Genomic DNA, 11,281 nt, shown 5'->3' with positions numbered 1-11,281 from the left:
TAGGCGATAACGCAGCATAAATACCAAACATGCGCTGCCCATTGGGTTCTTTCTAGGGACGATTAACTCTTTGTTGCCTACATGGATGTAGGTAAGGGGCGTGAGCAGGACGCGGAAGCTTTACTCGGTTTTTACTTAGCCCACTAGGTTACAAACCTCGCGCCGCGATTTAATCGCCCCTAGATTGAACAAATTTCAATCCACAAAGATCAACACGCCCTAGTGAAATAAATTAATTTTGCAGATAACAAGCTTGCTAAGCTCTTTTAATATGCGTTAACTTGCTGTTTTAAGGTTTATTAGGAAAAGTTAGTGCAGTCAATTACGCTTGAGCAATTTAATGGTTACTTACAAGGGCAAGGCAAAAGTCGTTACGACATATGCAACCTAGATTGGCAAGTGAATCTAGGAGAACATTGGCTGCTTCTAGGTGCTAATGGAGCCGGTAAATCTGCACTGACAGCTGCGTTAGTTGGTGAAGCTAAGTGCGAAAGTGGTAAGCGTATAAGTAGTATTAATAAGCTTATGCTCGTGTCTTCAGATTCGCATAAACAGTTACTAGCTCAAGAATTAGAGCATGAAAAGCACTCCCTCGTTAAAGACCTTATTTTTACAGGGCATAGTAATAATGATGAGTTATTAGCGCAGCTAATAGAATTATTTAAATTTAGCTCATTACTAAATAGGCATTTTAGAGACCTTTCAACGGGTGAAACTCGTAAACTCCTACTTATAAAAGCACTCAGCTCCCATAGTGAGTTAGTCGTACTTGACGAGCCATTTGATGGACTCGACGTACAATCTTGCCAGCAACTTAATAAAATACTCATAGAGCTTAGCCACACGATTACTTTTGTTTTTGTGCTAAACCGCTTAGACGAAATGCCTTCATTCATTACTCACTATGGTTATGTAAACCAAGGCTGCTTGTTACATACTTTAGCAAAGCCAAGTAGTGAGCAATTAAGTGACTTACTAAAACTACTTCATTTAGAGCATACTTCATTGGATGTGCCATCTCCTGATACCGAACAAGAGCAAAAGACATTCACTGGTAATACCTTAGTTAAATTGAGTAATGCTAAAGTTAGTTATAGTGACGTAAGCATATTCAAAAATCTCAATTGGACTATAAAAAAGCATCAGCATTGGCAGCTTACTGGAGCGAACGGTTCAGGTAAAACATGCCTATTAAATTTAATAACAGGTGATAACCCACAGTGTTATAACAATGACATTGAAGTGTTCGGTTTTAAACGTGGGACAGGGGAGAGTATTTGGGATATAAAACAGCATATTGGTTTTATATCTAACGCGCTACATATGGATTATCGCGTAAGTATATCGGCTTTAAATACTGTTATATCTGGTTTTTATGACAGCATAGGTTTATATCAAAAGCCGAGCGACGCACAAGTTAATATTGCTCAACAGTGGCTGGCATTTATTGGTTTAAGTGACAAGCAAAACACCTCATTCACCCAGCTTTCGTACGGCGATCAACGTATGCTTTTAATTGTACGAGCTATGGTAAAGCATCCAACGTTACTTATTTTAGATGAACCTTGCTTAGGATTAGATGAAGCAAACAGGCAACGTGTACTGCTACTAATAGAGAAAATTTGTGCTGCTAATACAAGTACTGTGATTTATGTAAATCATCATGCGGCAGACAAAATTAAAGGAATAGAGAATTACTTAAAAATGGAAGACTTTAATTAAAAGCTCAGAGAAAGGTTGAGCGAAAATTCACTCAACCCATTTTTATTTTAAAGACGAGTAACGCTAAAGCCTTTATCTCGTAGCTGTTTAAGTAACCCGTGTTTTTCAGGTAAATGCAGAGCGCCTACGGCAATAAATAGTTGCTCGTTTGCTAAACGCGGTGTGAGTTGTTTAACCCAATTATTATTGCGGTTAGTTAGCATTACTTGCTCGCTAATTTCACCATAATTACTGTCATCAAAACTCATGTTGTAGTAATCGGTTAGTGTATCCATATCCCCGTTTTTCCAGGCATTAACTAATTTGATAAAGTAAGTATTAATATCGCTGAGTTGCTCAAAGGTTTCTTCAATCATTTCATTGCTTAATAGCGCCATGCCATCAAACATTTGCAGTTGTTGCTCTAGAGTTTCAAGCTCACCAATTTTTATTTTATGCTCTTTAGCATAACTAAGCACTTGCTTGTCTATGCCGGTTTTATCTGAATATCCTGCATTTTGAAATTCAATTTGCATCATAGTCACCATAACAGCCCAAGGCTTTAAGCCATTAAACATAGCAATATCAATCGACTTTTTAGCAAAGTAATTTTTTAGCTTGGTATAATTTTGCTTTGAAAGCTCAGTTTGTAATGTTTTACCGTCACTTAGCATCATAAATGGCATTGAGCGCTGTTGCATTTCAAGTGGTGTAAGTTTGCTTATATCAACTTCAACAATGACTTCTTTGCTTGCGCTAATTGCATCGGTTACATTTTTAGGTAAGCCTTTCATGCTGGCATCACCAACGTGTACAGTGCCAAATAAGTAAGAGCTGACGCCATTTTTTTCTATTTTATATAAGGCGGGAGCTGCATAGCTGTTAAGGCTAAATGTTATAAGCAATGCCACAATAAAAAAGTGGCTAATACGGGTAAGAGCATTCATGGTTTGTCCTTAAAATCTCGAAGGTTAGTAGTGTAAATACTAACCTAAATTTACTTCAGAGGTAACGTTAATATAAACGTTAACGTATTGCTTTCGGTATTACTGGCCGTGATAGTAAAGCCATTTAAGTTACATAAGCTCTGTACAATTGATAATCCTAAACCATGGCGCTGGTTATTAGTTCTAGATGAATCTAGCTGATAGAGCGGGTCAAAAATAGCAGTGAGCTGTTCACTACTTAGTGGTTTATTTACTTTGTTACTAACAGAGATGGTCATGTTTGTGCTGTTATTTACGGCAGTTAATTTAATTGGTGCCTCAGGGAGTCCATAAAATAGTGCGTTATCGATTAAGTTACATAAAATGGTATTTAAACTAAATTCGTCAGCATTAAGTGTAAACTCGTCAGTTATCTCATTATTTAAACGCGCTTTAATAGTTGGGTGCTTAAAGGTCAGCTCATCAACAATTTGATTTACTAGGTTATTTAGAATGATATTTTGTGCATTTAATTGCATTGCACTGCTACTTGAGCGCTGCAACAGTAATAGGTTGCTAACAATCGTTTTCATACGCTGTGAAATATTAAGCACATCACTGGTATAGGTGTCGCTAATGCGTCTATCGTCAGGGTAGCGAATAGCCACTTCTGAGAGGCTTATTAGTTCAGCTATTGGGGTTTTAAGCTCGTGTGCAATGTCGCTTGTTAGGCGTTTTTCATTACTATAGAGTTGCTGATTAACGGTAATAAACTTATTTAGCTCGTTACGTATAGGTTCTATTTCTTCTACTTTAAAGTCGCTTTCTATTGTTTGCGCAACACCGGTAATATCGAGTAACTTAATTTGGTCGTTTAAGTTGTGTAGCGGGTGCAGACCTTTATTTACAATACGTGTCACTAAATAGCGCACACCAAACACACCAAGTACACAGGTTAAAATAAAGACCACATCAATAATAATCAGTACTTTATTAAGTTCGGCTGTCGGCGCTGCAATCGCAAGAGTCATGGTATTAAAAACAGCAGAGTGAGTGGGGTTTCTATCGTCTTTTTGGGCTACAAAGTGACTTATAAGTGCGCGGCCATCACGCCCGTTAGGAAGCTCGTAATCTATAATTTTAGATTCGTTTATCGGCATTTCTAAAAAAGGTAGGTTAGCATTTTCATAAAGCTCTAATGAGTCCGAGCGCTCAAACACATCACGGCCATGCCATAATTGGTAAAACTCCGTGGCATCGGCTGCTTCATACTCCGACATAAACTCACCAGCAAAATCAAATTCAACTACGTTGTTGTCATCCTCAACTAAGGTTTTTAAGTAGTTAGCTTTGTTAGTTAGAGACTGATTGAACTGATCTTCCACCCAAGTATCAACACTTAGATCAACGGTTAAAAATATGGTGAATAAAATAACAGAGATCACAGCGCTAATATTATTAACGAGTTTACGTTTTATTGAGTGATTTTTATTTTGTTGTTGCGACATAACCAAATCCACGTTTATTTTTTATCGGGAGCTCGCCATCAAACTGTCTTACTTTTTTACGTATGGTTGAGATGTGTGCTTCAAGCGCATTTTTAGAGAGCATATCAAACTGCCCTACCACCGCTTCACTTATAAGCTCAAGCCCCAATACTCGCTCTGGGGCGTTAAATAAGCATTCTATTATTTTGTATTCATTACGCGTGAGCTCAATGGCATGTTGCTTGTAATGAAGCGTTTTAAGTGACAGATCTAATACGCAATCACCTACGGTAAGGGTATTTTGTTGGTTTTGCAGTGAACCACGACGAAGTAATGCAAGGACGCGAGCATGGAGTTCTTCAAACGAAAATGGCTTAGTTAAATAATCGTCAGCGCCTTTCATAAGGCCGTTAATTTTATCTTGAGGCTCACTTCGTGCCGATAAAATTAGCACACGGCTTTGGCTATTACTGCTGCGCAGTGCTTGTAAAATACTCATGCCATCAACGCTCGGTAGCATTAAATCAAGCACGAGGAGGTCGTAGTTTCCACTCAGTGCCATACTCAACCCTTCTGAGCCATCACCAGTTTCATCTACGGTAAAACCAAGGTTGCTAAGGCCAACTTGCAAGCTGCGTCTTAGTGCTTCAGAGTCTTCAATAACGAGGATTTTCATGTTTACTCGGTTTATAAAAATAGCCTTGTTACTTTAACAAGGCTTTATTATCAAGTCACTTGGTTAATGATACCAACCATTTGTGTAGGCTAAATTACCCAAGTTCGCGTGGGCTAGGGCTTTTTTAACTAGTTGCTCATCGTTTTCACATGGCACAAGCTGGTTATTGCTATACGTATAGGTGGTTGCTGATTTTTGTGGTTGTAACACCACCACTTTATTATCGTGCATGTAGGCAAAGTTTTTGTCGTATTGCATCATTGCGCGTTGTTTGTTGTCGCTAATTGGCTTTGATAAATCATGACCTATCATAGGGTGCTTACCACTTGCGCCAATTAAAGACAGTAGAGTCACAGGAATATCGAGCTGGCTGGCTAGTTGGCTATCTCGTTTATGGGTAATATTTTTACCAAAAATAACGGCCGGAATTTTAAAGTGATCAACCGGTACTAAACTCGCCCCAGATACACGCGAGTCGTGATCAGCAATAACTATAAATACAGTGTCGTCCCAGTAGCTCGATTTTTTAGCTTTTTCGATAAACGTGCCTAGTGCGTAATCGGCATACTTTGCTGCATTATTACGGGTTTGTTTTTGTTTATCGTACAGCGTTATTTTATCGTCAGGAAAGTCATACGGGCTATGATTAGAGCTTGAGAATATAAGGCTAAAAAAGGGTTTGTTTTGATTTTTAAGCTTAGTAAGTTCTATGTCGGCCTGGTCGTACAAGTCTTCGTCTGATGCGCCCCACGAGCCATTAAAATCTATTTTATTAAAGTTATTTGTATCTACGATACTTTTAAAACCGTTGCCTAAAAAGAAGCTGCGCATGTTATCAAAATGGCTTTCGCCACCATAAATAAACTGCGTGTTGTAATTTTGCTTCGCTAAAAAATCAGCAATGGTAAAAAAGTCACGTTGTGATTTATCAAGCTTAACAACCGCACGCGAAGGTGTGGGTGTAAACCCTGTAATTACCGCCTCAATCCCACGCACTGAACGTGTACCCGTGGCGTATAAATTATCAAACCCCCAGCCTTGTTTATAAAGGGCGTCTATATTAGGTGTAAGCGGTAAACCGCCAAGCGTGCCTACATAACGAGCACCTAAACTTTCTTGTAAAATAATGACTAAATTTTTGGGTTTACCTATATTACTTGCTTCATGAAACGTTTTTGTAGGGGCGGTTACATCATTAAATGCGGCTTGCGTGTTTTGCATGTTACTACGCACAATGCTAAGCAATTCATCGGTAGGCATTTTGCCATAATAGTCTTGGCTTGATTGCTCGTTAGAGAGTTGCTTAACTGCAAATGCGACGCTATAAAGTGAGTTAAGGGTTAAGTCGTTAAGTAAGTGATCAGTAGAGAACGAGACCATGGCGGGGTTAAGTGGTCTGTGCCCTAATGAGTTACGCGCGCCCAAAATAGTTAAGCATACTAAAACGAGCGCTAAAATTGATTGGTTTAAGCCTGTTAGTGATGACGTACTTTGCCATTGATTGCCAAATACTTTACCTGCAAATTTACAGCTTAAAATAAGTGCTATAACAGCAATAAATACTTCTAACTTATAGCCTGAAAAAATCATTTTTGAGACTTCTTTAGGGTAAATTAAATATTCTATAAATAAGCGGTTTGGGCGTAAATCGTATTCGTTTATAAATGTAGGCGTAATCACTTCAAAAAAAACGAGTAAAGCAGACATCCCCACTAAATAAATTTTAATGAGGCCGCGTACTTTAATTTGCCAACCTACGCTTTGCGTCAGTAAACTAAGTAGTAATGCGGGCATAATAATGTAGCTTAGAGTGGCTATATCTACTCTTAACCCACCTATAAATATAGATAACCACGCATGCGATCCAAATACACGCTCCCCTTGCCATACACTTAATCCAAAGCGAGCAAGTGTTAAAAAGCTAAGTGCCAAAACAGTAAATACAACAAAAATCCATACAGGGCCAAGTGCATTTTGTATTTTAGGTATAAAAGTTAGCTTTATGCCCATAACACAGCCCACCAAATAAGAGCGGCAATTAGCATAGCTATAAACACGCTTGCAGAGGCAATATCTTTAGCTAGCCCCGAAAGCTCATGGTATTCACTGCCAATTCTATCAACTACAACCTCAACTGCCGTATTTACCAGCTCAGCAAACAATACAAAAAGCAGGCTGGCTATCAGTAATAACTTGTCGCTTAGTGCAATTTCTTGTAGCCACACAAACACACCGAGTAACGAAAACAGTGCTAACTCTTGTTGAAACGCCGCTTCAAATCGACTCATCCATTTTAAGCCGTTAAAAGAATGGCTTAAGGTAAAAATAAGGCGCATTAAGCCTTGGCGTTTTATAACGGTTTTATTGCTCATAATTGTATTTCGCTTGGTGTTGTTTGGCAGCTAGCAAGTAAATCAAGCGATGCCTGATATGTTTTGCTCTTAATGCCAATTAAATTTAAAAGGGTGTGAAAAATATTGTTGTGTGAGCGCGCAGCGCGGGTGTCTAAATTAGCTAAACAGGTATTAGTAATGCGCTGGTTATGCTCATCAGCCCACATATAAAGGGGGACATGTGTTTGTGTACTTGGGGCAAAGCTATACGGAAAACCATGCAAATAAGCACCGGCTTCGCCAAGTGATTCACCATGGTCAGAGACATATAAAAACTGCTTATCTATGTTGTTTGGCAGTGCTTTTAATTGCTCAATTACTTGGGCGTTAACAAAGTCGCTGTACGCAATTGTGTTGTCGTAGGTATTAACTAATTCATCGAGTGAGCAGTTTTGAATGTCGCTTCTATCGCACGTAGGCGTAAATTGCTTAAACTTATCTGGGTAGCGTTTAAAGTAAGTTGGCCCGTGTGAGCCCATCATATGTAGGACAAGAACGGTGTTAGCTTGGCTTAAATTAGCGAGTTTGCGTTTAAGTGGAGCAAGGAGTGCTTCATCAAAACAATATTTCCCATCGCAAAGCGCTGATGGGGTGGTTGGGATATCAATGTTAACAACACGAGGGCATACGTTTTTACAGCCGCTGTTATTATCAACCCACAATACATCGCTGCCAGCTTGTTGTGCTAAGTCAATCAGGTTTTGTTGGTTGTCGGCTGCTAATCGATCAAAGTTATCTTGTGTTTGCAGTGAAAACATACACGGCACAGACACAGCAGTAGCGGTGCCACAAGACGCCACATTATTAAAATACGTCACATTGTACTTTTGTGTGTAAGAATTTGTGTTGCGCTTATAACCTTGATAAGCAAAGTTTTCTGCTCGTGCGGTTTCGCCAACAACCATAACGGTTACGCTGGTGGTGTTAGGCGCAATAAGAGTGGGTGTTGCATCTATATTTTTAAATTCTATATTGGTATACAGCAGCTGATCGCGCATATATTTATAACCGCTAGAGAGGTATTGAAACGGAATAATTTCTTTTTTCAAAATGCGGTTGTTACGACCAGTGGCTGCGTAATCGGCGTAAAAGTTAGCGACCACTAAAGCAATTAGCGTTAAGCAGGCAATAATAAGTTTTATGCGGCTAATCGCTTCTTGATGAGGGCGAGTAAAGTGTATTTTTACTTTGCTTAATATAAAAACAGGTAGCGCACAAAACAACAGTAAAAAGGCTATGAGTTGCGGATTTAAATAGCTCAGCGCTTCGCTTGAATCGGTTTCGAACGTGTTTTGAATCATTGAATAGTCAAACACGACACCGTAATTTAATGAGCCGTAAAGCACGGCGCTCGAAATTATCAGTAAAAGATAGTTAACTGGTTTTAATAACCATCTAACCGACACTATCGAAAAGAAAATAATTAAAAGGCATAACAAAAGTAGCGGGACTGAAAGTAAAAATAGCCATGAAAAAGATGCAAGAGAGGTTATGGCGCTAAACGAACCTTGAATAAAAGGAATGTTTATAACTAAACAGTAATAACAGGCAATCATCACTACAAAGGCATTTGCACTACAGTGAATGTAAAACCGTTTACTACGATTTGGCTTTTTTTGTGCTGGTGTTTGACTAATTACGTTCATATTTAGGCTCGTTTAAAATAACAACGCCATGCTATGCAACAACACTTAAGAGTCGCTTAAGAGAACCTACGCATTACCTGAAGGTGATAAATAATTTTATTTATAAAAATATTCTTAAAAATTAATCAAACCTTAAATAAGGGATATAAGAATAGTGAATTTCTGAGAATAAAATTAGAGCATAAAAAAACCACTACTAGCTTGTATAATGAATTTTAAAACCTGATAAATTGCCTTTTAGTCTTTTTGTTAGATTAACTTTGGTGTTGACTTAAAGGGCCTAGCGCGGTACTAATATAAAAAGAGAGCGAAGGAATAACCTTCGCGATAATTGAACAAAATTTGGTATTAATTACATGCTTACAAACGCACTTAACCTAGTCCTGATTATTATCGTGGTGATTATTCCCGCGAGGGCTTCGTAGTGCTTTAAAAACTTAAGCATTAAAAAAGCCCTCCGCACTTAACCGTTCGGAGGGCTTTTTAGTTTTAAGGGCAAAGTTTTTAGCGTAAAAATGTAATTGGGTTGTCACTGAGGAATGAGGGTTTATTAATGACAGGCGCAGAACTAACAATCGACTTATTGGCCAAACACGGCGTAAATGAAGTATTTGGCTACCCAGGCGGAGCTATTATGCCAATTTACGATGCGCTGTATGGCGCGCCAGTCAAACACTACCTTACTCGTCATGAGCAAGGTGCAGGGTTTGCAGCTGTTGGTTATGCTCGCAGCACGCGTAAATTAGGTGTGTGTTTTGCAACATCGGGCCCAGGTGCAACTAACTTAATAACTGCCCTTGCTGATGCGATGATGGACTCAGTACCATTATTGGCGATCACCGGCCAAGTGCCTACTGCAGCTATTGGTTCAGATGCGTTTCAAGAAATAGATGTACTAGGTATGTCGCTTTCGTGTACTAAGCACAGCTACATGGTAGAACGAGCGGAAGACTTAGCAGAGATATTACAAGAAGCTATTCATTTAGCGCAAAGCGGCCGACCAGGTCCTGTACTTGTCGATATCCCAAAAGATATTCAAATGGCGCAAGTACCTTTTAAGCCTTGGCTTGCAGCTGATGAATACTTACCACAATTAGATTTAAATCAAGTTGCTATTGCTAATCAATTACTTAGTGAAGCAAAGCAGCCTGTAGCGTACGTAGGCGGTGGTGTACAAGCCGCTGACGCGCAAGACGAGTTAATGCAGTTTTTAAATAAAACGCAAATGCCGGCTGTATCAACACTTAAAGCATTGGGCAGTGTACTACCTGATTACGAACACTACTTAGGTATGTTAGGTATGCATGGTACTCAAGCGGCTAATATTGCTGTGCAAGAATGTGATGTGCTTGTATGTATAGGGGCGCGCTTTGATGACCGCGTAACGGGTAACTTAGCTAAATTTGCAGCTAAAGCTAAAGTAATTCATTTAGATATAGATGCCGCTGAAGTAGGTAAGCGAAAACCTGCTAAAGCTTCATTAATTGCTGATTTAAAAACCTCTTTACCAGCACTTGAGTGTTTTGTAACACCTAAAGCTTGGTGTGACACAAATAAAGAAATGAATATTAAGCACGCGTGGCGTTACGACTACCCAGGTGAGAAGGTTTATGCACCTTATTTACTTAGTCAGCTTAGTGAGCGTATGCCAAAAACTGGCGTTGTGTGCTGTGATGTTGGCCAGCACCAAATGTGGGTCGCGCAGCATATGAAATTTAGCCACCCGAGTAATCATTTAAGTAGTGGTGGCGCAGGCACAATGGGCTTTGGTTTACCGGCCGCTATTGGCGCACAAGTAGCACGCCCTGATGACTTTGTAATTACCGTATCAGGCGACGGCTCAATCATGATGAATATTCAAGAGCTTGCCACGATTCGCCGTAACAATTTACCAGTAAAAATATTAATTTTAGATAACCAGCGCTTGGGTATGGTTCGCCAATGGCAGGAACTGTTTTTTGAAGGACGTTACTCTGAAACTAACCTTTCGGACAACCCAGACTTTGTGCAACTAGCTGCTGTATTTGGTATTCCAGGGCAAACAATTACCCACGCTAACCAAGTTGATGATGCTATTACAGCATTAGTTAACAGCAAAGGCCCGTACATAGTACATGCTTGTATTGATGATAAAGAAAATGTTTGGCCACTTGTACCACCTGGGGCTGCTAACGACGAAATGATGACGGAGAAAGCAAAATGAAACACAGCCTAACTATTGCATTAAAAAGCCAAAGTATAGCGGTAGAACGCTTTTTACGAGTGGTGCGTCATCGTGGTTTTAACCTAACGCATTTTCAGCTCAATATAGATGATGGCTTATACAACGTAGCCATGACGGTAGATAGTGATAAACCTATTCATCTATTAACCAGCCAGCTAAACAAGCTGGTGGATGTAAAAGAAGTCACTTTACAAAATTTACAGCACCAACAGGCTGTATAATTACGAA

The 11,281-nt window shown here is 39.4% G+C and carries 9 protein-coding genes; 3 read left to right on the top strand and 6 right to left on the bottom strand.

The genetic code is table 11. From position 1 onward, the window contains the following. Positions 1 to 312 precede the first annotated feature (312 nt). On the top strand, positions 313 to 1,722 hold the full coding sequence (locus I6F66_RS06560) for an ATP-binding cassette domain-containing protein (RefSeq protein WP_197175830.1): 1,410 nt from the start codon (positions 313 to 315) through the stop codon (positions 1,720 to 1,722). 47 nt (positions 1,723 to 1,769) lie between these two features. Here the strand turns inward: I6F66_RS06560 and I6F66_RS06555 are convergent, their stop codons facing one another. The 6 genes from I6F66_RS06555 to I6F66_RS06530 form a co-directional block, all read right to left on the bottom strand. Continuing rightward, complete coding sequence (locus I6F66_RS06555; RefSeq protein WP_197175826.1) at positions 1,770 to 2,648, bottom strand: TraB/GumN family protein; 879 nt, start codon at positions 2,646 to 2,648, stop codon at positions 1,770 to 1,772. Between the two features lie 50 nt (positions 2,649 to 2,698). Further along, on the bottom strand, positions 2,699 to 4,135 hold the full coding sequence (locus tag I6F66_RS06550; RefSeq protein ID WP_165741078.1) for a HAMP domain-containing sensor histidine kinase: 1,437 nt from the start codon (positions 4,133 to 4,135) through the stop codon (positions 2,699 to 2,701). After that, a complete protein-coding gene (locus I6F66_RS06545; protein WP_007377292.1) occupies positions 4,116 to 4,790 on the bottom strand; it encodes a response regulator transcription factor in 675 nt (224 codons plus the stop codon). Before I6F66_RS06545 ends, I6F66_RS06550 begins: the two co-directional genes overlap by 20 nt. A 63-nt stretch (positions 4,791 to 4,853) precedes the next feature. Then, positions 4,854 to 6,800, bottom strand: a complete 1,947-nt coding sequence (locus I6F66_RS06540; protein WP_197140519.1) for an LTA synthase family protein — start codon at positions 6,798 to 6,800, stop codon at positions 4,854 to 4,856. Beyond that, positions 6,791 to 7,162, bottom strand: coding sequence for a diacylglycerol kinase (locus tag I6F66_RS06535; RefSeq protein WP_024605310.1), 372 nt, complete (start codon positions 7,160 to 7,162; stop codon positions 6,791 to 6,793). Before I6F66_RS06535 ends, I6F66_RS06540 begins: the two co-directional genes overlap by 10 nt. Continuing rightward, positions 7,159 to 8,829 carry a phosphoethanolamine transferase gene (locus I6F66_RS06530; RefSeq protein ID WP_197208946.1) on the bottom strand — a complete coding sequence of 557 codons (1,671 nt, stop codon included), beginning with the start codon at positions 8,827 to 8,829 and terminating at the stop codon, positions 7,159 to 7,161. The genes I6F66_RS06535 and I6F66_RS06530 overlap by 4 nt, the downstream gene beginning before the upstream one ends. 553 nt (positions 8,830 to 9,382) lie before the next feature. Here I6F66_RS06530 and ilvG point away from each other — a divergent pair. Together ilvG and ilvM are read left to right on the top strand one after the other, a co-directional pair. Continuing rightward, on the top strand, positions 9,383 to 11,032 hold the full coding sequence (gene ilvG / locus I6F66_RS06525) for an acetolactate synthase 2 catalytic subunit (protein WP_165728086.1): 1,650 nt from the start codon (positions 9,383 to 9,385) through the stop codon (positions 11,030 to 11,032). Continuing rightward, a complete protein-coding gene (gene ilvM, locus I6F66_RS06520; RefSeq protein WP_165728087.1) occupies positions 11,029 to 11,274 on the top strand; it encodes an acetolactate synthase 2 small subunit in 246 nt (81 codons plus the stop codon). Before ilvG ends, ilvM begins: the two co-directional genes overlap by 4 nt. Positions 11,275 to 11,281: the final 7 nt, after the last annotated feature.

The organism is Pseudoalteromonas sp. NZS100_1, from assembly GCF_015864285.1.
GTDB lineage: Bacteria > Pseudomonadota > Gammaproteobacteria > Enterobacterales > Alteromonadaceae > Pseudoalteromonas > Pseudoalteromonas arctica.
This window is presented reverse-complemented; position numbering and strand designations above follow the sequence as displayed.

Bases quoted from the DNA above. Each gene is read 5' to 3' on its own strand.
- I6F66_RS06555 (WP_197175826.1), bottom strand. From the start codon at position 2,648: ATGAATGCTCTTACCCGTATTAGCCACTTTTTTATTGTGGCATTGCTT.
- ilvG (WP_165728086.1), top strand. From the start codon at position 9,383: ATGACAGGCGCAGAACTAACAATCGACTTATTGGCCAAACACGGCGTA.
- I6F66_RS06545 (WP_007377292.1), bottom strand. From the start codon at position 4,790: ATGAAAATCCTCGTTATTGAAGACTCTGAAGCACTAAGACGCAGCTTG.
- I6F66_RS06550 (WP_165741078.1), bottom strand. From the start codon at position 4,135: ATGTCGCAACAACAAAATAAAAATCACTCAATAAAACGTAAACTCGTT.
- I6F66_RS06535 (WP_024605310.1), bottom strand. From the start codon at position 7,162: ATGAGCAATAAAACCGTTATAAAACGCCAAGGCTTAATGCGCCTTATT.
- ilvM (WP_165728087.1), top strand. From the start codon at position 11,029: ATGAAACACAGCCTAACTATTGCATTAAAAAGCCAAAGTATAGCGGTA.
- I6F66_RS06530 (WP_197208946.1), bottom strand. From the start codon at position 8,829: ATGAACGTAATTAGTCAAACACCAGCACAAAAAAAGCCAAATCGTAGT.
- I6F66_RS06540 (WP_197140519.1), bottom strand. From the start codon at position 6,800: ATGGGCATAAAGCTAACTTTTATACCTAAAATACAAAATGCACTTGGC.